Origin of the sequence: Saccharothrix obliqua (genome assembly GCF_019375475.1) — a bacterium.
GTDB lineage: Bacteria > Actinomycetota > Actinomycetes > Mycobacteriales > Pseudonocardiaceae > Actinosynnema > Actinosynnema obliqua.
On sequence record NZ_JAHXGQ010000004.1, the window covers coordinates 347,228 to 369,586 of the forward strand.

General features: G+C 73.5%; 14 protein-coding genes. 9 read left to right on the plus strand and 5 right to left on the minus strand.

Translation table 11 applies throughout. The features are described 5' to 3' along the window. Window positions 1-13 precede the first annotated feature (13 nt). From KZQ38_RS14955 to KZQ38_RS14970, 4 genes are read left to right on the plus strand one after another with little or no spacing between them, the layout of a single operon-like run. Complete coding sequence (locus KZQ38_RS14955; protein WP_219442435.1) at window positions 14-1,093, plus strand: ATP-binding protein; 1,080 nt, start codon at window positions 14-16, stop codon at window positions 1,091-1,093. Continuing rightward, window positions 1,093-3,471 carry a DUF5682 family protein gene (locus KZQ38_RS14960; RefSeq protein WP_219442437.1) on the plus strand — a complete coding sequence of 793 codons (2,379 nt, stop codon included), beginning with the start codon at window positions 1,093-1,095 and terminating at the stop codon, window positions 3,469-3,471. Before KZQ38_RS14955 ends, KZQ38_RS14960 begins: the two co-directional genes overlap by 1 nt. After that, the gene (locus tag KZQ38_RS14965; RefSeq protein ID WP_219442439.1) at window positions 3,468-4,571 is read left to right on the plus strand and encodes a VWA domain-containing protein; all 1,104 of its coding nucleotides are present in this window, start codon (window positions 3,468-3,470) and stop codon (window positions 4,569-4,571) included. Before KZQ38_RS14960 ends, KZQ38_RS14965 begins: the two co-directional genes overlap by 4 nt. Beyond that, on the plus strand, window positions 4,571-6,457 hold the full coding sequence (locus tag KZQ38_RS14970) for a YehQ family protein (RefSeq protein ID WP_257901422.1): 1,887 nt from the start codon (window positions 4,571-4,573) through the stop codon (window positions 6,455-6,457). The genes KZQ38_RS14965 and KZQ38_RS14970 overlap by 1 nt, the downstream gene beginning before the upstream one ends. Here KZQ38_RS14970 and KZQ38_RS14975 read toward each other — a convergent pair. Together KZQ38_RS14975 and KZQ38_RS14980 are read right to left on the minus strand one after the other, a co-directional pair. Further along, window positions 6,414-9,506, minus strand: a complete 3,093-nt coding sequence (locus KZQ38_RS14975) for a hypothetical protein (protein WP_219442441.1) — start codon at window positions 9,504-9,506, stop codon at window positions 6,414-6,416. The two genes, KZQ38_RS14970 and KZQ38_RS14975, sit on opposite strands and share 44 nt — an antisense overlap. Next, the gene (locus tag KZQ38_RS14980; protein WP_219442444.1) at window positions 9,427-11,496 is read right to left on the minus strand and encodes an NACHT domain-containing protein; all 2,070 of its coding nucleotides are present in this window, start codon (window positions 11,494-11,496) and stop codon (window positions 9,427-9,429) included. Before KZQ38_RS14980 ends, KZQ38_RS14975 begins: the two co-directional genes overlap by 80 nt. A gap of 200 nt (window positions 11,497-11,696) precedes the next feature. On the opposite strand from KZQ38_RS14980, the gene KZQ38_RS14985 reads away from it, so the two are divergent. Together KZQ38_RS14985 and KZQ38_RS14990 are read left to right on the plus strand one after the other, a co-directional pair. Beyond that, window positions 11,697-12,512 carry a siderophore-interacting protein gene (locus KZQ38_RS14985; RefSeq protein ID WP_219442445.1) on the plus strand — a complete coding sequence of 272 codons (816 nt, stop codon included), beginning with the start codon at window positions 11,697-11,699 and terminating at the stop codon, window positions 12,510-12,512. Window positions 12,513-12,755: 243 nt separating this feature from the next. Continuing rightward, the gene (locus tag KZQ38_RS14990) at window positions 12,756-13,907 is read left to right on the plus strand and encodes a S8 family peptidase (RefSeq protein WP_219442447.1); all 1,152 of its coding nucleotides are present in this window, start codon (window positions 12,756-12,758) and stop codon (window positions 13,905-13,907) included. Between the two features lie 24 nt (window positions 13,908-13,931). Here KZQ38_RS14990 and KZQ38_RS14995 read toward each other — a convergent pair whose 3' ends face one another. The 3 genes from KZQ38_RS14995 to KZQ38_RS15005 are packed head-to-tail and all read right to left on the minus strand — an operon-like array spanning window position 13,932 to window position 16,293. Next, a complete protein-coding gene (locus tag KZQ38_RS14995) occupies window positions 13,932-14,309 on the minus strand; it encodes a VOC family protein (RefSeq protein WP_219442449.1) in 378 nt (125 codons plus the stop codon). A 14-nt stretch (window positions 14,310-14,323) separates the two neighbouring features. Next, window positions 14,324-14,980 carry a response regulator gene (locus KZQ38_RS15000; protein WP_219442451.1) on the minus strand — a complete coding sequence of 219 codons (657 nt, stop codon included), beginning with the start codon at window positions 14,978-14,980 and terminating at the stop codon, window positions 14,324-14,326. Continuing rightward, window positions 14,977-16,293 carry a sensor histidine kinase gene (locus KZQ38_RS15005; protein WP_308258406.1) on the minus strand — a complete coding sequence of 439 codons (1,317 nt, stop codon included), beginning with the start codon at window positions 16,291-16,293 and terminating at the stop codon, window positions 14,977-14,979. Before KZQ38_RS15005 ends, KZQ38_RS15000 begins: the two co-directional genes overlap by 4 nt. A gap of 200 nt (window positions 16,294-16,493) precedes the next feature. Here KZQ38_RS15005 and KZQ38_RS15010 point away from each other — a divergent pair, with 200 nt between their 5' ends. The 3 genes from KZQ38_RS15010 to KZQ38_RS15020 all read left to right on the plus strand — a co-directional run bounded on the left by KZQ38_RS15010 (window position 16,494) and on the right by KZQ38_RS15020 (window position 21,387). Next, complete coding sequence (locus KZQ38_RS15010) at window positions 16,494-17,171, plus strand: ABC transporter ATP-binding protein (protein WP_219442455.1); 678 nt, start codon at window positions 16,494-16,496, stop codon at window positions 17,169-17,171. Then, on the plus strand, window positions 17,168-19,450 hold the full coding sequence (locus KZQ38_RS15015) for an ABC transporter permease (RefSeq protein WP_219442458.1): 2,283 nt from the start codon (window positions 17,168-17,170) through the stop codon (window positions 19,448-19,450). Before KZQ38_RS15010 ends, KZQ38_RS15015 begins: the two co-directional genes overlap by 4 nt. Before the next feature lie 113 nt (window positions 19,451-19,563). After that, window positions 19,564-21,387 (plus strand): ABC transporter ATP-binding protein, encoded by a 1,824-nt coding sequence (locus KZQ38_RS15020; RefSeq protein WP_219442460.1) that lies wholly within the window; start codon window positions 19,564-19,566, stop codon window positions 21,385-21,387. Window positions 21,388-22,359: the final 972 nt, after the last annotated feature.

The window sequence follows — 22,359 nt, forward strand, 5'->3', positions numbered from 1 at the left end:
GAGGCGAATCCCGATGTCCGACCAGAAGGACCTGCAACGGCCGCCCGCCGAGGTGCGGTTCGCCGACGAGCTGGCGCGGTTGCGCGCCGACGACACCGCGCACCGGCCGCCGGGCTGGGCGCTGAGCCTGGAGGCGGCGCGCCGGTTCATCGTCGGCGACGAGAGCCGCGACGTGAGCCGCAAGTTCGTCGGTGACCCGTCGCTGGTGGACCGCTGCCTCGTGACGCTCGCGACCAGCCGCGGCCTGCTGCTGGTCGGCGAGCCCGGCACGGCGAAATCGCTGCTGTCGGAGCTGATCGCGGCGGCGGTGTCCGGTGAGTCGACGTTGACCGTCCAGGGCGGCGCGGCCACCACCGAGGACCAGGTGAAGTATTCCTGGAACTACGCGCTGCTGGTGGCCGAGGGCCCGACACCGCGGTCGCTGGTGCCCGCGCCGATGCTGCGCGGCATGGCCGAGGGCAAGGTGGTGCGGTTCGAGGAGATCACCCGCTGCCCCCTGGAGGTGCAGGACTGCATGTTGTCGCTGCTGTCCGAGCGGGTCGTGGCGATACCCGAGCTGACCGGGCCGGACGGCATGGTGTTCGCCCGCGACGGCTTCAACGTGATCGCCACTGCGAACACGCGGGACCGGGGCGTGAACGAGATGAGCGCCGCGCTCAAGCGCCGGTTCAACTTCGAGACCGTGTTCCCCATCGCGGATTTCGCCACCGAACTGGACCTGGTGGAGCGTGAGGCGGGCAGGCTGCTGGAGCGCTCCGGGGTCGGTGCGCCACCGCGGCGCGACGTGCTGGAGGTGCTGGTGCGGACGTTCCGCGACCTGCGTGGCGGCGTGTCGTCGACCGACCGGCTGTCCACGGTGATGAGCACCGCGGAGGCGGTGTCGGTGGCGCACGCGGTCGGGTTGCGCGGCTGGTACCTGCGTGGCGAGGCGGGCAGCGCGGCCGACGTGGTGGAGTGCCTGGCGGGCACGGCCGCCAAGGACAGCCCCGAGGACCTGGCCCGCCTGCGCCGCTACCTGGAGCAGCAGGTGCCCCGGCGGACCGGGGCGCAGTGGCGGGAACTGCACCTCGCCCGGCACCTGCTGCCCGGCTGATGGGCGCGACGTTCCTGGGCGTCCGGCACCACAGCCCGGCGTGCGCGCGGCTGGTCCGGGACACGATCCTGGACCAGCGGCCCGCGCACGTCCTGGTCGAGGGGCCGGCCGACGTCAACGACCGGCTCGGCGAACTGCTCCTGGGCCACGAGTTGCCGATCGCGCTCTACACGTACCACCGGGGTGACGGCGGGGCGCACGCGTCGTGGACGCCGTTCTGCGACTACTCGCCGGAGTGGGTCGCGCTCACCGCGGGCCGGGAGGTCGGGGCGCGGGTGCGGTTCATCGACCTGCCCGCGTGGCACCCGGCCTTCGCCGACCGGGACAACCGGTACGCCGACGCGGAGATCCGGTACGCGGAGGCCGTGGAGCGGCTGTGCCGGGAGTTCGCGGTGGACAACGTGGACACCCTCTGGGACCACCTCTTCGAGGCCGCGCCCGAGGACGGTCTGGCCGAGCGGCTGACCGCGTACTTCGACCTGCTGCGTGGCGACAGCGCGGCGAGCCCCGACGACCGAGCCCGGGAGGAGTACATGGCGCGCTGGGTCCGCGCCGCCCTGGCCCGCGACGACGGGCCGGTGCTGGTGGTGACGGGCGGGTTCCACACGCCCGCGCTGCGTGCCCTCGTCGCCGACGGGGTCCGCGGGTGGACCCGACCAGCCGACCAAGCGGGCGGCGGCCGAGCGACCACCGGCACGACCGACCGCGACCGGACAGCCGGTGGTGGCGAACCGGCCGGCAGCGAGCCGAGCGCCGGCCGAGCACACAGCGGCGAGGTGGGCGGTTCCGCCGACGGGTGGCCCGAGGTGCCGCGGTCCACCGGTGGCGCGAGTTACCTGGTGCCCTACTCGCACCGGAGGCTCGACGCGTTCACCGGCTACGAGTCCGGGATGCCGTCGCCCGAGTATTACCACTGGCTCTGGCACCGCGGTGTCGGCGCGGCGGCGGACGAGTTGGTCCGCTCGGTCGTCACGCGGCTGCGCGGGCGGAAGGTCGTGGTGTCCACCGCGGACCTCATCGCGGCACGCACGCTCGCGGACGGGCTGGCGCGGCTGCGCGGGCACGACCGCCCGGCGCGGGTGGACGTGCTGGACGGCCTGACCGGCGCGCTGGTGTCCGAGGACCTGGACCGGCCGCCGCCGTGGGCCCGGCGCGGTCCGCTGGAACCCGGCACGCACCCCGCGATCGTGGAGATGGTCGCCGCGCTCAGCGGTGACCGGGTGGGCAGGCTGCACGCCGACACCCCGGCCCCACCGCTGGTCGCGGCCGTGCAGGCGGAACTCCTCGCGGCCGGGTTGGACGGCGCGGGGCTGGTGGGGCTGGACCTCGCCGACCCCGTCGACCTCGACCGCTCGCGGCTGCTGCACCGGCTGCGGGTGCTGGGCGTGCCGGGCTTCGCCCGGGAAACCGGCCCGCGTGGCGGCGGCGACCCGGAGCCGCGCGAGCGGTGGCTGCTTCGCCCGGACGACCACCGGGTGCCCGCGTTGATCGAGGCCGCCGCGCACGGTGCGACGGCGAGCGACGCGGCGGGCGCGAAGCTCGCCGCGCGGCTGCCCGGCGCGGACGTCGCGGAGCTGTCGGCGGTGTTGTTCGACGCCGCCCTGTGCGGTGTCGGCGCGGAACGGGTCCTCGCGCTCCTCGCCGACGAGGTCGGCCGGGTGGGCGACCTCGTCGCACTGGGGCGCGTGCTGGCCGACGTGCTCAGCCTGTGGCGGCACGACCGGCTGCTGGGCACGGCGGGCAGTCCCGCGCTGGGCGCGGTGGTCGACGCGGCCGTGACCCGGCTGCTGTGGCTCGCCGAGGGCGTGCACGGGGGTCCGGCGCCGGCCGAACCGGGTCGGCTGCGGGCGATCGTCGCGGTGCGGGACGCGGTGCGGCACGCCGGTCCGGTCGTCACCACGGGGGTGCCCGAGGCGGTGGCCGTGCTGAGCCGGGTCAGCGCCGACCGGCGGGTGCCGCCGGACCTGCGTGGCGCGGCGTTCGGGTTCGGCTGGTCGCTGGGTTGCCCCGTGGACGCGGCGGGCGCGGTCCGCGGCATGGCCGCGCCCGCCACCATGGGTGACTGGCTGGCCGGGTTGTTCGCCCTGGCCCGTGACGAGGTGCTGACCGCCGGTGGTGTGGTGGGCGTGCTGGACGAGGTGGTCGACGCGCTGACCGAGGACGAGTTCCTGGTGGCGCTGCCCGCGTTGCGGCAGGCGTTCGCGTTCTTCCCGCCCGCCGAGCGGGAGGCGATCGCGCGGATGCTGCTGGAGCTGCGTGGCGTGACGGGCTCGGCACGCGCCCTGCTGCGCACGCCGGTCGACCCGGTGCTGGTGGCGGAGGCGGGAGCGGTGGAGGCGGCGGTGGACCGGGTGCTGGCGCGGGAGGGGTTGGCGTGACGGGGTTGGAGCGCTGGCGGTTGATCCTGGGTGAACCCGCGAGCCGGCACACGGGACAGCTCCCGGACGACGCGCGGGGGCGGGACGCCGCGTTGGATTGGCTGTACGGGCGGGACCCGGAGCTGTCGCGGCGGGACGTGCGGCGCGGCGGCGCGGAGGAGTCGGCGTTGACCGCGGTGGACTGGCTGGACGACATCCACCGGCTGTTCCCCAAGGAGACCGTCGAACGGCTGGAGCGCGACGCCGTCGAGCGGTACGGCATCACCGAGGTGGTGACCGACCCGGCGGTGCTGGAGCGGATCGAGCCGAACGCGGCGCTGCTGCGTGCCGTGCTGCGGACCAAGCACCTGATGAACCCCTCGGTGCTGGCGATGGCGCGGCGGATCGTCGCGGCGGTGGTGGCGGAACTGGTGCGGAAGCTGGCGCGCGAGGTGCGCCAGTCGTTCACCGGGACGCGCAGCAGGCGGCGCACCGCCTTCAAGCAGGCCCGCAACTTCGACTTCCACGGCACGATCCGCGCCAACCTCGGGCACTACCAGCCCGACCAGCGGCGCGTGTTGATCGAGCAGCCGCGGTTCCACTCGCGCACCCGCCGCCACCTGGACCGGTGGCAGCTCGTGCTGGTCGTGGACCAGTCCGGTTCGATGGCGGGTTCGGTGATCCACTCGGCGGTGACCGCCGCGTGCCTGTGGGGCTTGCCGGGCCTCAAGACGCACCTGATCGCGTTCGACACCACCGTGGTCGACCTGACCTCCGACGTCACCGACCCGGTCGAGCTGCTGATGAAGGTGCAGCTGGGCGGCGGCACGGACATCGCGCGGGCCGTGTCGTACGCGGCGGGCCTGGTGGAGAACCCGCGGCGGGCGATCGTCGCCGTCGTCACCGACTTCTACGAGGGCGGTGACGAGCAGCGCCTGATCCGCGCGGTGCGCGGCATGGTCGAGCAGGGCACGCACGTGCTGGGCCTGGCCGCGCTGGACGAGGACGCCAACCCCCACTACGACCGGGACCTGGCGCAGCGGCTGGCGAACGTCGGCGCGCACGTGGGCGCGATGACACCCGGGCAGCTGGCGGAGTTCGTCGCGGAGAGGCTCGGCTGATGCGCACCGACCTGCTGGCGCTCACCCCGGACGCGCTCGCCGCGCTGGCCAACCGGGGCCTGGTCAAGCGCGCCACCAAGGAACTCGACGCCGGTGCCGGACCGGACGTGCGGCCGGCCGACGACGGCACCGTGCGCGGCGTCTTCCCGGACGGCGTCGAGTCGGTCCTGCCGCCGGGCGCCGCGCTGGACGCGGCGACGTGCACGTGCGGCGCGCCCGGCGTGTGCCGGCACCTGATCGCCCTGGTGCTCGCCTTCCAGCGGCAGCGGGAGGCGGTGGGTTTCACGCCGTGGTCGCCGGGTGACACCACCGACGAGGCGTTGACGGCGCTGGTGGGCGACCGGGCGGTGGCGGCGGCGCGGCGGGTGTGGCGTGCCGGGTACCCGGTGAAGCTGGTCCGGCCGACCGCCGAGGACCCGGTGGCGAGCGCGGAACTCCCGGCGTGCACGGTGCGGTTCCTGGTGCCCGACGACCTCGGCTACGTGCACACCGACGCGAGCGCGGCGAAGCGCGACGAGGTGCTGGTGCTCGCGGTGTGGGCGTTCCGGGAGGCCGACGCGCGTGGCCTGGTCGAACCGCGGCCCCGGCTCGACGTGGGTGGCGGCGGGCGGGAGCGGGCCGACGACATGTCGGACGTGCTGGACCTGGCGGACCAGTTGCTGCGGGATGGCGCCGTGCACACGACCCCCGTGCTGGACGCCGAACTGCGCCGTGCCCGGGACGACCTGGCGGCGGCCGGCCTGCACTGGCCCGCGGCGGCCGTGGCGGACCTGGTCGAGCAGGTGGCGGCGCACCGGCAGCGCAGCGCCCGCCACGAGCCGCACCGCGTGGCCGAGCTGATCGCCGAGCTGCACGCCCGGCACCGCGCGACCGGGCGGCGGTCGCAGGTGCTGGGCACCGAGGAGGCCGCCGAGACGCCGTTGCGGCGGGTGCGCCTGACCGCGCTCGGCTGCCGCGTCCGCGGTACCGACGAAGACCGGACCGCCGAGGTGTTCTTCGCCGGTGACGCGGCGGTCCTGGTGCTACGGCACCGCTGGCCGGTGGGCGAGGACGAGCACCCGACCGGTCACGACCTGGCCGGGCGACGGCTCGCGGGCAGCACGCTGGGCGTGCTGGCGGCGGCGGGCGTGGTGTCGGAGTCGGCGGTGCGCAGCGCCAGCCGGGCCGTGCGGCTGACGTCGAACCGCGTGTCGCGGACGTCGATCACCCCGGTCGGCCGGTCGTGGGCGGGGCTGCCCGCCGCCGTGCTGGCGGAGGACCTGGCGGAGGTCGCGGAGTCGCTGCGCGACCAGCCGCCGCGCCTGGTGCGGGCACGCGTCGAGGCGGAGAGCGTGCGGGTGGTGCCGGTCGGCGACGTGCGGCGCGTCGGCTACGACCCGGGCGCGCAGCGGTTGATCGCGGAAATCACCGACCGGCACGGCAACTCGGCCACCGTGTCCGCCGTGCACCGATCGGTCACGCCCGGCGCGCTGGACGCCCTGGCCGCCGCGCTCGCCGCCGGTCCCGAGTTCCTCAGCGGCGCGTTGCGGCGGGTGCGTGGACGCCTGGTCGTCGACCCGATCGCCGTGCTCACCCCGGACGGCCTGGTGGTGCCGGACCTGGCGGCGGGCGGCGGCGCCACGTTGCGCGACACCGACTGGTCAGCCCCCGACCTGCTGACGGCAGCCCTGGACGAAGCCCTGGCCGCGACCGCCGAGGCCGCCCACCGCGGCTTGGCCCACCTCCCGCCGAGCCTGGTGGCACGCCTGACCGAGGTCGCGGGCGGCCTGCGCCGAGTCGGCCTCACCACCGCCGCCGGAACCGTGGACGCCCTGGCCGCCAACCCCGACCGGGAAACCTGGCTCACCGCCCAGATCCGCCTGCTGACCACCGCCGAACTCCGCTGAGGACCACCAGCAGCTCCCGCGCCTCGTCCCGGCACAGTTCGCTCCACAGGGCGAGGTCCCGTGCGGCACGCCGTCGGACGTGCCGCGGCACCGCACCGTCCCGCGCGACCTCCCGCACCACCACGGCGGCGGCCTCCCGGAAGTCCCGCCACAACTCCGCCACACCTTCCGCGGCCCGCACCCGGACCACGGCTCCGACCGACCGGTCGGCCGCCACCTCCCGCAACGCCAACGCCGCTTCGTGCGGCGCGAACGTGCCCAGCGACTTGAGCACCACCACCTGGTGCAACGGCCGGTCGGCCCGCAACGTGCGCAGGAACCGCACCATCCCGGCACGCAGATCGGGCCGGTGCAAGCCAATCACCTCAGCCGCATTCGCCCGTGCGGTAACCACGACCTCGGTGTCTTGAACAACTGCCTGCAACGCGGCAACCCCCAGCTCCCGCCCCCGCACACCGAACCCCATCAGGTCCCGCCCCGCTCGCCACCGCAACGCAACCCGGGTGCCGCTACCGGCAATCTCCGCCAACACCCGGACACTCGTCGCGCGGTCCTCCGCCCCGTACTCGCGGAACCTGTTGGCGACAGCCCACCGCACAGCCGGACTGGCCGTTTCGTCATGCAACAACGAGCGCAGAGCGCTGTCGCCATCCGTCCGGCGCAACATGTCGAGCGCATCCACTCGGACGACACCACGCAGGAAATCCAGCACCTCATGCGGTTCTTCCGGCGCGTAGTCAAGTAAGAGCCGCGCAGCAGCCAACCGTCTGCGCAACGGAAGGCCGCAGTCATCAAACTCCTGCCGCGCAAGCTCAACAGCATGCCGCCGCCACGCGGGACCCATCGCTGCGAGTTCGTACCACTGGTGCCACCTCTCCAGCAGAACTGCGGCCTCGAGCGCGAACTCCGGCACGATCCGCCCAAGCGCGGCAGCCGCGTCGATCTTGGTCTCAACAGAAAACTCCGGGGCAGCCAACACATCCCGAAGCATCTCTTCCGTCTCGGCTACGAACCACCGTTCGCCAAGCCAGCCGCTTCCCGGCAGCCGATCACTGATCGCGGCGGTGTGGTCAGCCAGCAACGCCAGCTCGATCTCGAATCGCTCACTCTCCCGGAGCAACCTCACCATCCGGCTCCGCACAGCGCTGTCGGCGTCCGGCGACCGCACGACCGCGCCGGCGAGCCGTCCGGATTCAGCAGTCGATTCCCACAACAACGAGTCAAGCGCCGAACCGCGCTCCGCCGCGGTGCACTCAGGATCGCTCGCCATCCTCCTGAGCAGAGCCACTACCGCTGGACCGGCCGTCCGGTCGAGTCGGCGCAGTTCATCAGCCACCGAGACACGGCTGTCGGCAGTCTCTCCCGGATCGGTCACGACCGCCCGGCAGAACGCCGCGGCCTCATCGGTTGCCGCCGGGTCGAGGATCGCCAACCGGCGGTATGCCACCGCGCGGACGGTGTTGGGCGCGCACTTGTCGGCTACTTGGGACCGCAGCTCTCCTACCGCCTGACCTGCAAGATCCGGGCACAACTGGCCGAGGAGAAACGCGGCATCGCTCCGCACCGCCGCAGGCGTCACTCGGTCGTCGAGTTCGCGCAACAACGCAGGCCCCACATCAGCACCCAGCGCGGCCAGTTCACGGACCCGGAATGCCCACACAACCGGGTACTTCTGGACAACGTCCTGACGGCGGGCCGGCACTGCTCGCGCCAGTGCGACGGTCGCGGCCAGACGGGTACTCGCGGGTGCGGCACGGTCGCCCACCACGGTGGACAGGGCGGCGAGCACATCGGGATCTTTTCGGTGGTCCAACCTGTGCAGGCAGTGGGCCAACGCGACGATCAGGTCCTCGGTGGCGTCCGGCACCAGCACCACGGCCTTCACTGCGGCGATGATGTGGGCACGCAGCCGGCGACTCACGCGCGAGGTATAGGCCGACAGCAAATCCACATCACGAACCGTTATGGCTTCCGAACGGAGCAGGTCGATCAAACTCTCCACCGCCTGCCGGTGGAGCGGGGTCCCCAGATCAAGCAGGCGGCGTGCGGCTCCGACCCGCGACCACGTGAACCGACTGGGGTCCGACAACGCCGCCGCGAGCAGCCGGCCGGTGGCCGGCGCATCGTCGGTGTCCGGCTGAGACATCGGCAGATTGCGATGCCATGGTAAGTCGTCGTCCAGCGCAATGCTCAAGAGGGCCTGCTTCCCTTTCCCGCGCAAGTCCGGGCGGAGGTCCATCAGCTTGCGCCAAGCCCACCTGGCCACGCCCGGTTCGGGATTCGACTCGGCGATCGCCACCAGAGTGCGCGTCACCTCGGCGTGGTACTCCGGCCCCAGTCGAGCAAGCTCTCCTGCCGCATAGCACCGGGCGCTCTGGTCGGAGACCTCATCAGCCACCAATGCGCGCAACGCCACGACCGCTTCCGCTCGGTACGGATCACCGAACATCGCGAGCTGCGCAAGCGAAGCCGCCCTGTCGTAGCCGCTGGCGAACGGGTCAGCCGCCACTTCCCAGTACGCCTGTGCCGCCTCGTCCTGGTACTCCGAACCGAGATCGGAGAGCGTCTTGGCCGCCCAGTGGCGTGCGTGGGCGTTGCTCTCGGGGTGAACGATCGTGGCACGCAGCAGCCTTTCAGCCGGCCGGAGGAAGTCAGGACCGAATCGGGCCAGCGATTCCGCGATGATCCAGTGACCGTGAATCGCGGTGCTCGGATCTTCGGCCAGGGCGACCAGCAACTGACCCGCCGCGGCCCGGTGCTGCGGGCCCAGCGCCGCCAGGGTGTTGGCGGCGGGCACGCGAGTGATGATTTCAAGAGCACGATCGGTGGCCAGGCGCGTGAGAGCGGCTACCGCTTCCGCGGCCTCCTGTGGTCCGAGGGCGGACAGGCCGAGAGCCGCGTCCCGGACACCTTCCTTGGTCCGGGTGCGCAAGATGTGGCGGAACACGTCGGCCGCTCGCTCGTAGTGCTCAACGCCGATCTCGATCAAGCCCGTCGCGGCCACGGCCAGGTCCGCGTCCGGGGTATCCGGGTGGTCCAACCGCTCCATCAACGCACGCACCGCATGGGCACGGGCGGTAGGGCCGAAGCCCGCCAACACGACCGCCGCCGTGCGGTGGTTCGCCGCGCTGGTCCAAGGGTCCGCCAGCACGGCACGCAACCCACGCTCGGACGCGTCGCGCTCGGACCCGCCGCACTCGGCCAACGCCTCCGCCGCCGCCAAGCGGTGGTCCGACGAGACAGCCGGGTCGTCCACCACGCCACGCAGCACCGCGACCGCCGCACCGGACTCGGGGCCGTGCAGGCGGGTCGCCAACGCCGCCGCCGCGGTCACCCGCGACGACCACGGCGCGTTCACGTCGCCCATCAGGTCGGCCAACCAGGACGGCAGGCCCGGGTGGTGGGCGGCCCGGGACGCCTCGGCCAGGATGTCGCCGCCGGGGTGCTGCGTGGTCATCGCCCAGTCCCGGACGGTTGCCAGGAACGCGTCCACCACGTCCGCGCCCGCCGGCACGTGTGCCGCCAGCAGGCGGGCCGCGAGCAGGTGCAGGCCCGAATCGCCCTGGTGCAGCAGGCGGACCAGGCGGTCGGCCTCGGTCGGGTGCAGGCGGGTGTGGTGGAGCAGCACCATGCGTGCGTACCGGCCGCGCTCGCCCGGCCGGGCGGCGTGCACCAGGTGCGCGAAACCGGTGTCCGCCGGGTCGAAGCGGTCCGGCAGGAGGCGCGCGGGCGGTGGCGGCCAGGTGTTCGGCGAAGCTGTGGTGCAGGAAGCGGAGGTCGTCGCCACGGCGGGCGAGCGGACCGACGGACGTCAGGTAGGCCGCGACGTCGTCGGGGTCGGGCACCGCCGCCGAGTTGTCGCGGAGCCATTCGCGGGCGGCGGTCAGCAGGGACGTGTCGGCTTCCAGGCGGACGCGGCCGAGGTGTTCCAGGAGGCCGTCGCGGTGCTCCTCGAACGGGCCGGTGTGCCCGGAGCGCAGGTACTTCAGGTACGCCTCGTACAGTTCGTACTGGTTGTCCGGCAACGGGCGGTCGTCGTGCTCGAAGATGATCGCCGCGATGGTCGCCAGGAGCGGCACCCGGACCAACTCGTCCAGGTGTGCCCGGCGGATCTGGCGGACGAACCGGTAGGCGCGGTCGGCGTCGCCGTCGAACCAGTTGTCGGCGAAACCACGCAACGCCTCCTCGTCGAACGGCTGCAACTCGTAGCGCGCCGCGCCGATCCGCTGCAACGGCGCCAGGGCCGCGCCCTCGATCGGCCGGGTGGTGACCACGACCCGGTACGGGGACTCCGGCGACGCCCACCCGGCGAGCACGGACACCAGGCGGTCACGTCGGGTCGCGTCCGCCACCTCGTCCAGGCCGTCCACGAGGAGCAGCCAGCGGAGGCCCGCGACGCGCCCGCCGAGGGTGCGGTCCTCGACCGCGGCGTCGAGGTGGGCGCCGTACTCGGCCAGCACGGCGTCCGCGAGCGCCCGGGTGAACGGCAGGTCGAGCCGGGCGGCGAGTTCGCGGGCGGTCAACCGCAGCGGCACCACCGGCTCGGTGATGGGCGTGGCCGGTCCGCCGGCCGCGATGTCGGCCGCGAGCCGCAGCGACAACGTGGACTTGCCCTGGCCCGGACCGCCGGTGATCAGCAGGTGGTCGTCGCCGTCGAGCGCCGCCCGCACGGTCTTGGTCGGCGGCCGGACCGCCGGGCGCACCACGGGCGCGGCGGGCACGTCGACCAGCCGACCACGCCCGTCCAGGATCGGTGCGGGCTGCTCGGTGACGCTCTCCTCCGAGCCGCTGCCCAAGTCCTGTCGCACGTAGACGGTGGCCAACGACGGGCGGCGCGCACCCGGCAGCCGGTACGGCAGGTCCCGCGCGGCACGCACCTGGGCACGCAGCAGCGAGGCGATCCCGTCGGGCAGCCCGGAAGCCCGTGCCCCGCTCTCGGTGACGTAGACGTGGACCCCGCCGTGGATCTCACCCGCCTGCACCGAAGCGCCGACGACGTCGCCGACCTGGTTCGCGGTCCGCCGGATCTCACGCGTCACCGGACCTCCCTCCCCAGCCGGCGATGCTCCCACGGTCGCCGGAGGGACGGGGAGGGCTGGACCGCGATCGGAGCAGTGCACCGGCTGACGTGACCGGGATCACGGCCTGCGGGCAAGTCGTGCGCGGCACGTTACGCCAGACGGGGGACGATCAACGTACGGTGGAGCGCGAAAGTGGTTTCCGAGGTCAGGAGTGGCCGATGGCCGAGCGGTCGCGGGGCAAGAGCGGGCGGGTGGTGCGCACCGAGCGCATCTCACCGGACATGATCAGGGTCGTGCTGGGCGGGGACGGGCTCGCCGACCTCGTGGTCGGGCCGTTCACCGACAGCTACGTGAAACTCCAGTTCCCGCAGGCCGACGTGGTGTACCCGGAGCCGTTCGACCCGTCGGCGATCCGCGAGACCATGCCGCGCGAGCAGTGGCCCCTGACCCGCACGTACACCATCCGGCGGTGGGACGCCGAGGCACGCGAGCTGTGGATCGACTTCGTCGTGCACGGCGACTCGGGCGTGGCCGGTCCGTGGGCCGCGAAGGCGCAGCCGGGTGACGTGCTGCACTTCGCCGGACCCGGCGGCGGTTACGCGCCGGACCCCACCGCCGACTGGCACCTGCTGGTCGGCGACGAGAGCGCGTGGCCCGCGATCGCGGCGGCCCTGGACGCGCTGCCCGAGGACGCGAACGTGCGGGTGTTCGCGGAGGTCGAGGGCCCCGAGGACGAGCAGGACGCGCCGTTCGACGTGGTGTGGCTGCACCGCGCGGGCGGTCCGCGCGGCGACGCCGCCGTGGCGGCGGTCCGCGAGCTGGAGTTCCCGCCCGGCCGGGTGCACGCGTTCGTGCACGGCGAGGCGAACATGGTGAAGGCGCTGCGCGGTCACCTGCGCAAGGAGCGCGAGGTGCCGCGCGAGCAGCTGTCCATCTCCGGCTACTGGCGGCTGGGCAAGGACGAGGACGGCTGGCAGTCCACCAAGTCCGACTGGAACCGGCAGGTGGAGCAGGAGCAGGAAACCACGGGGTGATCGTCGGGTAGAACCACCGGACAACGGGCCGGGCGCGGTGATGCGCCCGGCCCGTTCGCGTCGGGAGCCGGACCCCCTGTGTCACAAGACTTCCCGACCGGTGAAATCGGCTCGCGCGACGATGGTAGGGCGGCCGTTCGGGGTCTTTTCCGCGTGGTGCGGAGCAATCGGCTCCCCGGCGCCCGCTCGGCGCGGCGCGCTCGCCCTAGCCTGCGGTTGTCCAGCAGACGCACGGGAGGTGCGATGAGGACAGGACCCCTGTTGACCGCGGCGGCGGTGTTGGCCGGTGGGCTGGTGGGTGTTCCACCGGTCGCCGCGGCGGAGGTGCTGGGCGCGGACGCGCCCGGTGCGATCGACGGCAGTTATGTGGTCGTGCTCAAGGGAGATCGTGCCGCGCACGGCTTGGCGGCCCGCTACTCGGGCACGGTCGTGCACACGTTCTCCCATGTTTTCCAAGGGTTCTCGGTGCGCATGGCGGCTCGCGACGCCCGTCGGCTGGCCGCCGACCCGGCGGTGTCCTACGTGCAGCAGAACCAGCGGGTGCGGGTCTCCGGGGAGCAGCGGAACCCGCCTTCGTGGGGTTTGGACCGGATCGACCAGCGGCGCTTACCGCTGGACGACGTCTACCGGTACCCCGACACCGCGTCGAACGTCACCGTCTACGTGGTCGACACCGGGATCCGGGTCGGCCACCGGGATTTCGGCGGACGCGCGGTCTGGGGCACGAACACGGTGGACAACCAGCAGGAGGACTGCCACGGGCACGGCACGCACGTCGCCGGCACCGTCGGCGGCCTGACCTACGGTGTGGCGAAAGGGGTTCGGCTGGTTTCGGCGAAGGTCTTCGACTGCGGCGGCAACGGCAGCAGCGAGGACGTCGCCGAGGCGTTGGACTGGGTGGTGGCGCAGCACGTCTCCGGTCCGGCGGTGGCCAACATGAGCCTCGGCGGTGACGCGCCGGACCGCGTGATCGAGGACGCCGTGCGCCGCACCGTCGCCGACGGCGTGGTGGCGGTCGTGGCGGCGGGCAACGAGTCCGACGACGCCTGCCGGCACTCGCCGTCCCGGGTGCGGGAGGCGTTGACCGTCGCGTCCACCGGCGGGTACGACAGCCGGTCGTACTTCTCCAACTACGGCGGGTGCGTGGACCTGTTCGCACCCGGCGAGAGCATCGTCTCGGCGGGCAACGGCAGCGACGACGACTGGGCGGACCTGTCCGGCACGTCCATGGCGACACCGCACGTGGCGGGCGCGGCGGCGTTGCTGCTGTCCCGCGACCCCGCGCTGACGCCGGCCCAGGTGGCCACCGCGGTTCTGAACGACGCCACCAAGAACGCGGTGTCCGACCCGAGGGGTGCGCCGAACCGGCTCCTCGCCGTCAACCCCGCGCGGTGAGCGGCCCGCCCGCGCACCGGCCGGTCACCGCGTCGGGTGCGCGGGCGGGTTCTCCCCGTGGGACAGGACGTTGACGACGTTGCCGCCCGGGTCGCGGACGAAGAACCGGCGCACGCCCCACGGTTCGGTGGTCGGCCCGTGCACGATCTCCGCACCCGCCGCGACCGCCGCCCGGTGGCACGCCTCCACGTCGTCGACCTCGATGGACGCCACCGGCACGACCGGTCCGGTCTCGTCGCGCGTCATCAGGCTGAGCTGGACCTGTGGCCGCGCCGGGTCGGCGAGGGTCACGATCCAGCCGAGGTCCATCACGACCTCCATGCCCACCACGCGGGTGTAGAACTCCACCGCCGCGGGCAGGGACGTGCTCTTCAGGTTCGGTACCACCCGGTTGACCGCCATGCCGCCATCCTCCGCTACGCCTCGTCGCGCGGGCTGACCAACCCCGTCTCGTACGCGGTGATCACCGCCTGCACCCGGTCGCGCAGGTCCAGCTTGGCCAGGATGCGGGCCACGTGCGTCTTCACCGTCGCCTCCGACAGGTGCAGGCGCGTGGCGAGTTCGGCGTTGCTCAACCCCTGCGCCAGCAACCGCAGCACCTCCAGCTCGCGTGGCGTGAGCGCGGCCAGGTCGCGGTGCGCGACACCCTCGTCGCGACGCGCGAACCGCTCCACCAGGCGGCGGGTGATGCTCGGCGCGAGCAGGGCGTCACCGGCGCGGACCATGCGGATGGCCGCCACCAGGTGCTCGGGCGTCACGTCCTTGAGCAGGAAACCGCTCGCGCCCGCGGACAACGCCGCGTAGACGTAGTGGTCCAGGTCGAACGTGGTGAGCATGAGGACGCGGGGTTCGCCCGCCGCGCCGGAGAGGATGCGCCGGGTCGCCTCCAGGCCGTCCAGGACGGGCATCCGGATGTCCATCAGCACCACGTCGGGCCGGGTGCGGCGGACGGCGTCCACCGCCTCCTCGCCGTTGGTCGCCTCCGCGACGACGTCCACGCCGTCCGCGGTGAGGATCATCCGGAACCCGGTGCGCACCAGCAGTTGGTCGTCCGCGATCACCACGCGGGTCACGAAGCCTCCAGGGGAATCTGTGCGGTCACGCGGAAACCGCCGCCGACGCGCGGGCCGGTGCGGAGGGTGCCACCGTAGACGCCGAGCCGTTCGCGGAGCCCGATGAGGCCGCGTCCGCCGCCCCGCCCCTCCCCCGGCCGGCCGCCCGTGTCGGTCACCTCGACGGTCAACTCGTCGTCGCCGTAGGACACGACGACCGCGGCCGACGCGCCCACGGCGTGCTTCACCGTGTTGGTCAACGCCTCCTGCACCACGCGGTACGCCGTCAACTCCACTCCGGACGGCAGGTCACGCGGCTCGCCGACGATCGACAGCTCGACCGGCGCCCCGGCGTCCCGGACCCGCGCCACCAGCGCCGCGAGCTGGTCCAGCCCCGGCTGCGGCGCCAGGGAGTCCGCGTCCGCGCCGTCCGCGGTGAGCAGCCCCATCACGTGCCGCAGCTCCGCCATCGCCGCCCGGCCGCCCGATTCCACGGCGAGCAGCGCTTCCCGCGCCTGGTCCGCGTCGACCTCCATCACCTTCCGGGCCGCACCCGCCTGGATCACCATCACGCTCACGTTGTGCGTCACCACGTCGTGCAACTCCCGGGCGATGCGGGCGCGTTCGTGCTCGACAGCGCGTCGCAACGCCTCGGCCTGCTCGCGTTCCATCGCCGAAACCTGTGCCGTGCGCTCGTCGGTGCGCAGTTTCCACGTCCGCAAACCGTTGGCCGCGAACGCGATCGGGATGAGCACCAACAGCGGTATGAACTCGTAGGGCACCACGGGCAGCGGCCAGCTGCGGAAGGTGGTCACCGACAACACGGCCGTGGTCACGCCGAGCAACGCCGGCACCCGGTACTGGCTGTACGCGGACGCCGTGTACACGGCGATCACGATCGCGTAGAACGTCAACCGCGGCGACACCTGCGGCGCGGCCAACGTCACCAGCGCCACCGTCCACAACACACCCAGCGGGAACCGGCGGCGCAGTGCGATGGCCAGCGACGCGACCAACGCCACCACCACCGAGCCGAACGTGTCGACGCGTGGCGCCAGGCGTTCCTCCGGCGGTCTCGGCAGGTCCGGCGGCAGCGGCACGTCCGACAGGTCGGGCAGGTCCGGCAGGTCGGCGGGGAAGTCCGGCCACACCGGCGGCATCGGCAGGGACATGTCCTGGCGGTTGAGCGCGTACTCCACGGACAGCACGCACAGCGCGACCGCCAGCACCACGTCGAAGACCAGGTTCCACCTGGTCGGCCGGGGCGGCGGTCCGCTGGGCCGGGCGAGCCACGCGCACACCGGGCGCAGCAGGTCCACCAGCCGGTTCTCCACCGGCTCATTCTCACCGACGCCCGATCGGCGGAACATCGGCACCGGTGCCGGTTCCGACCACCCGCCGGACTACACCGCGAGGATGACACCGGGGCGCGTCATCCGGACGCGGTACCGGAAACCGCTCCGCCGACCGACGCGACCACGCCGCCGCCGGCCCTAGCTTCGGCCCGCACACCAACCCGGACCGAGGAGATCGCATGACCACGCCGGTGATCGAGCTGCGCGACGTGAGCCGCCGGTACGACGGCGGACCACCCGCCCTGAAGGACGCGTCGCTGACCGTCGCGCCCGGTGAGGCGGTGGCGGTGCTCGGCCCCTCCGGCAGCGGGAAATCCACGCTGCTCAACCTGATCGCCGGGCTGGACCGCCCGGACTCGGGCACCGTCACCGTCGCCGGGACGAGGGTGGACCGGCTCGGCGAGGCCGCCGCCGCGCGCTACCGCCGGGACTCGGTCGGCATGGTGTTCCAGTTCTTCAACCTGCTCGACGACCTGACCGTGGCGGACAACGTGGCGCTGCCCGCGCTGCTCGCCGGCCGGTCCCGCGCCGAGGCGCGGCGGCGTGGCGCGGAGCTGCTGGGCGCGCTGGGCGTCGAGCGCCACGCCGACGCCTACCCCGGCCGGTTGTCCGGTGGCGAGCGGCAGCGGGTGGCGGTGGCCCGCGCGCTGGTGAACCGACCCGCCCTGCTGCTGGCCGACGAGCCGACCGGCGCGCTGGACTCGGCCGCGGGCGAGGAGGTCGGCAAGCTGCTCACCGAGCTGAACGCGGACGGCCAGACCATCGTGCTGGTCACCCACGACCTCGACCTGGCCCGGTCGTGCACCGGCCGCACGATCCGGATCGCCGACGGCCGCGTCGCGGAGGACGGCCGGTGAGCGCGCTGGGCCGCGTGGTGCGTGCCGGCGTCCGCCGCAAGCGCGTGCAGACCGCCGTGATCGGGCTGGCCACGATGATGGCGGTGACGGCGTCCGTGCTCGGCGGGTCGCTGCTGGTGGTGTCGAGCGCGCCGTTCGACGAGGCGTTCACCGCGCAACGCGGTGCGCACGTGGCGGCGCGGTTCGCCGCACCGCCCCGGGCCGGCGCCGTCGCGGGGGTCACCGACAGCGCGGGCCCGTTCCCGTTCGGCACGGCCGTGCCGGACAGCCGCGGCCTGGAGCGCGCGCCGCTGGCGCTGGTCGGGCGGGCCGACCCCGGCGGGCCGGTGGACGAGGTGGCCGTGCTGAGCGGTCGGTGGGCCGCGGCGGTGGACGAGGTCGTGCTGTCCGCCGACGTGCCGTTCGCCGAGCGGCTGCTCGACCAGGAAATCCGGCTGGTGGACCGGCCGGGCGCGTTCACCGTGGTCGGCCTGGCCCGGTCGGTCAGCCGCACGGCCGACGCCTGGGTGCTGCCCGCCGCGCTGCCCGCGCCCACCGGCTACCAGGTGCTGTACCGGCTGGCCGAGCCCGACCGGGTGGACGACGCCGTGGCCGCGATCAGGGGCGTCGGCGAGGTGGTGGGCGCCCAGTCGTGGCTGGTGGTGAAGGAGGAGGCGGTCCGGGAGACGGCCGTGTACGTGCCGTTCCTGGTCGCGTTCGGCCTGCTGGGGCTGGTCATGTCGGTGCTGATCGTCGGCAACGTGGTGGCGGGCGCGGTGAGCGCGGGCACGCGGCGCATCGGCGTACTCAAGGCCCTCGGCTTCACCCCGGCGCAGGTGGTGCGTGCGCACGTGGCGCAGGCGCTGGTGCCGGCGGCGGTCGGCACGGCGGTCGGCGTGCTCGCGGGCAACCTGCTCGCGGTGCCCGTGCTGGCCGAGACGACCGAGGTGTACGGCACGGGCGCGCTCGGCGTGGACCCGGTGGTCGACCTGCTGGTGGTCGTCGGCGTGCTGGGCGTGGTGGCGCTGACCGCGTGGGCGGGCGCGGCGCGGGCCGGGCGGCTGCGGACGGTGGAGGCGCTGGCCGTCGGCCGCACCCCGCGCCCGCGCCGCGGTCGGACGGCGACCCGCGTCGCGGCCCGGCTGCCGGTCCCGGTACCGGTGGCGCTCGGGCTGGCGCGGCCGTTCGCGCGGCCGGTGCGCGCCCTCGGGCTGGTGGCGGCCGTCGTGTTCGGCACGACGGCGGTCACGTTCGCGGTCGGCCTGGGCACGTCGCTGGGCGCGGTGCAGACCGCGCGGGAACCCGACGCGACGGACGTGGTGATCGGCGTGCGCGCGCCGGAGGGCGACCCGATCCCGACGGGCGCGACGGCGGCGCTGCGGCCGGACACCGACCGCGCGGCCGTCACGGCGGCGATCGACGCGCAGGCGGGCACCGCCGGGTACTACGGCATCGCGCGACGTCGGGCCGCCGTCGCCGGCATGAGCGGTTCGGTCGTGGCGCTCGCGTTCAGCGGCGACACGTCGCGCAGCAACTACCAGCTGATCTCCGGCACGTGGTTCCGCGGCGCGGGCGAGGCGGTCGTGCCGACGACGTTCCTCACCGCGACGGCCACGTCGATCGGCGACACCGTCACGCTGGAGGACGGCGGCCGGTCGGTGCGGTTGAAGATCGTCGGCGAGGTGTTCGACACGCGCAACGACGGCAAGCAGGTGCTGGTGGACGCGGCGTCGCTGCCCGGTCTCCGGCCGACGATGTACCACATCTCGGTGCGCGAGGGCACGGACCTGCCCGCCTACCTGGCGGGGTTGTCGGCGGCGCTGCGACCGCTGGGCGTCGAGCCGCGGGAGGGCCGGGACGGCGGGTTCAGCGACATGCTCGCGTTGATCGCCGGGCTCACCGCGCTCCTCACCCTGCTGCTGGTGGCGGTCGCCGGGTTGGGCGTGCTCAACACCGTGCTGCTGGACACGCGGGAACGGGTGCGCGACCTCGGCGTGCACAAGGCGGTCGGCATGACACCGGGGCAGACCACGGCGCTGGTGGTCGCGTCGGTGGCGGTGACCGGTGTGGTCGGCGGGGTGCTGGGCGTCCCCGCCGGCGTGGCGCTGCACTCGGCGGTGCTGCCGCTGATGGCCGAGGGCGCGGGCACCGCGCTGCCGGCGTCCGCCCACGCCGCCTACCACCCGGTGGGGCTGGTGCTGTTCGCGCTCGGGGGGTTGGTGATCGCGGTCCTGGGCGCGTTGCCACCCGCGGGTTGGGCGGCACGCACCCGCACCGCGACCGCGTTGCGCGCCGAGTAGGCGCTCCCCGGTTCCGTCCACTTCGGACGCCGCCGATATTCGATCGCCGGGACCCGTGCGGTGCGGGAACATGGTGCGTCACCCCACCGCCGACACGTCCTGGAGGACGACGGATGACCGTGCCCGGGAACCCCGGCGCCGAACGATCACCCGACCGCCGCCCGGCGGTCGGGCTCGTCCTGCGCCACTACGGGCGGGAACTGTGGCGGCAGCGCCGCCTCGCGATACCCGCGTTCGCGCTGCCCGCCCTGGGCAACACCGTCCTGCTCTACCTCACGCCGCTGGTGATCGCCTCGCTGGTGGGCGCGCTGGCCGGCGGCGCGCCCGCCGAGGTGTCGACGGTGCTGCCCTACGTGCTCGGTTTCGCCGTGCTGATGCTGGTCGCCGAAGCGCTGTGGCGGGTCGGCGTGCACTGCCTGAACCGCACGGAGAGCCGCGGCATGGAGCGGTTGTGCGTGAGCGGCATGGAGGAGCTGCTGGCCAAGGACGCGGCGTTCTTCCACGACAACTTCGCGGGCTCGCTGACCAAGCGGGTGCTCGGCTTCACCCGCCAGTTCGAGGAGTTCGTGGACACCCTGGTGTTCCAGGTGGCGGCGAACGTCGTGCCGCTGGTCTTCGCGTCGGTCGTGCTGTGGCGCTACCACCCGGTGCTGGTGCTCGTGCTGGTCGGCCTGCTGCTGCTCACCGGTCTGGTGATCGCGCCGCTGGTGCGTCGCAGGCAGCTGCTGGTCAACGACCGGGAGGCGGCGATCGCGCGGGTTTCCGGTCACGTGTCCGACACGTTGACGAACATGGAGACCGTGCGGGCGTTCGCCGCCGAGCAACGCGAGGCGGCGGAGCACCGGTCGCGGGTCGCCGAGCAACGCAGGCTGACGTTGCGGTCGTGGGATTACGGGAACCTCCGCATCGACACCGTCGTCGCGCCCATGTCGGTGCTGACCAACGCGCTCGGCCTGCTGGTCGCGGTGGGGTTGGGTGGCGGTGCGCTGGGCATCGAGGCGATCGTGGTGACGTTCACGTACTTCGCCAACGCGACGCGGATCATGTTCGAGTTCAACCAGATCTACCGGCGGTTGGAGGGTTCGCTGACCGAGGCGGCGCAGTTCACCGAGCTGCTGCTCACGCCGCCGACCGTGGTCGACCCGCCCGCGCCGGAACCGCTCGCGCCGTCGGGCGCGGAGGTCAGGTTCGAGCGGGTGGTGTTCGCGCACGACCGCGGCCGGCCGTTGTTCGACGGGCTCGACCTCACCATCCCCAGCGGGCACAAGGTCGGCCTGGTCGGGCGGTCCGGTGGTGGGAAGACGACGTTGACCCGGCTGCTGCTGCGGCTGATGGACGTCGACGGCGGGCGGATCCTGGCGGGTGGCCAGGACATCGCGAAGCTGCGCCAGGAGGACTTGCGCGGGCTGATCGCCTACGTGCCGCAGGAGCCCGCGATGTTCCACCGGACGCTGCGCGAGAACCTCGCCTTCGCCCGTCCGGGCGCCACCGCCGCCGAGATCGAGCGCGCCGCGCGGGCCGCGCACGTGACCGACTTCGCCGACTCCCTGCCGCAGGGCTTCGACACGCTGGTCGGCGAGCGCGGCGTCAAGCTGTCCGGTGGGCAGCGCCAGCGGGTCGCCCTGGCCCGCGCCATCCTGCGTGACGCGCCGATCCTGCTGCTGGACGAGGCGACCAGCGCGCTGGACTCGGAGAACGAGGTCCTGGTGCAGGAGGCGCTGTGGCGGTTGATGGAGGACCGGACCGCCATCGTGGTGGCGCACCGGCTCAGCACCGTGGTCCGCATGGACCGGCTGATCGTGCTGGACGAGGGTCGGATCGTGGAGCAGGGCACGCACGAGGAACTGCTCCGGGCACAGGGCGCCTACGCCCGCCTGTGGCACCACCAGTCCGGCGGCTTCCTCACCGACGAGCCCCTGACCGACGCCGCCCGGTGACCTGCGTGGTGATCCTCGGGTTCGCGCCGAGGATCACCACGGCCTTGTCCCGGGCACCCGGCGGTGCCGGGGTCGCTGGGGCGCCCGGTCTGCCGTGCACCGCGGGTCGTGCGGGGAGCACCCGCGTGGGCGGAAGACCGGGTGCGGCCGTCGGGCCGGTCGAGGTTCCCGAAGCACCCCTGCCAACGCGGGGAAGCCGCGAAGCCGCAGCAGTCCGGCAACCACCGGCTGGGACCACCCCCGCTCGCGCAGGGAAGACCTCGGCCCAGGCGACGGTCTCCCCACCCGGGTAGGGACCACCCCCGCTCGCGCGGGGAAGACCAGAGCGAAGTGTGGGTCAAGTATGGGTTGAGCCGGACCACCCCCGCTCGCGCGGGAAAGACACTTCATGACCCCTGTGACTTTACTGCGGGGTGGGGTGGTTTTCATTCGGTTCATCATCGTCTCGTTATGAGCTGTAGGCGTCGGGAGGCGGTTCGCCTTCAGCGCGCGACAGCGCCGCGTCCGCCACGCTCAGCGCCCGATGGGCGCGTACCCCTGGGCCGCCAGTGCGCGCGGTCGCCGTGTGTCAGAGTGGCGTAAAGCTGAGGCCATGCGCGAGCGTCCCAGGCATGGCGCGCCAACGCTATGGCACGTTCCAGGCTGCGCACGGCCCCCGGGCTCTCGACCGCGAGTCCGGCCACCCGCGGTACTCGGCAAGACCGCGGCATGAGCCCCGATGACGCCCACCGGCGGCTGATGCGCTCGAACGTGACGACAGCGGGCAGGACCGCGGCCACCGGTCCACCGCACCAGGGGGCGTCAACGCCAAGCCCGATGCCAAGAGCGCATTCGTACCCCACGACGCGCTTCGGGAGAACTGCCTGCTCATCTCTCCACTACACCGCCGGGTAGCCGGCACGCGCGGCCATCACATCGAGGCTCGCCCCGGCCGAAACCCGCAACGCCCGCAGCACGCTCGTACCGCCAAGA

Coding starts and splice junctions, on each gene's coding strand:
- KZQ38_RS14995 (WP_219442449.1), bottom strand. CDS start 14,309: ATGGCGGTCAACCGGGTGGTACCGAACCTGAAGAGCACGTCCCTGCCC.
- KZQ38_RS14970 (WP_257901422.1), top strand. CDS start 4,571: ATGCGCACCGACCTGCTGGCGCTCACCCCGGACGCGCTCGCCGCGCTG.
- KZQ38_RS15010 (WP_219442455.1), top strand. CDS start 16,494: ATGACCACGCCGGTGATCGAGCTGCGCGACGTGAGCCGCCGGTACGAC.
- KZQ38_RS14990 (WP_219442447.1), top strand. CDS start 12,756: ATGAGGACAGGACCCCTGTTGACCGCGGCGGCGGTGTTGGCCGGTGGG.
- KZQ38_RS14975 (WP_219442441.1), bottom strand. CDS start 9,506: ATGGAGCGGTTGGACCACCCGGATACCCCGGACGCGGACCTGGCCGTG.
- KZQ38_RS14960 (WP_219442437.1), top strand. CDS start 1,093: ATGGGCGCGACGTTCCTGGGCGTCCGGCACCACAGCCCGGCGTGCGCG.
- KZQ38_RS15020 (WP_219442460.1), top strand. CDS start 19,564: ATGACCGTGCCCGGGAACCCCGGCGCCGAACGATCACCCGACCGCCGC.
- KZQ38_RS14955 (WP_219442435.1), top strand. CDS start 14: ATGTCCGACCAGAAGGACCTGCAACGGCCGCCCGCCGAGGTGCGGTTC.
- KZQ38_RS14985 (WP_219442445.1), top strand. CDS start 11,697: ATGGCCGAGCGGTCGCGGGGCAAGAGCGGGCGGGTGGTGCGCACCGAG.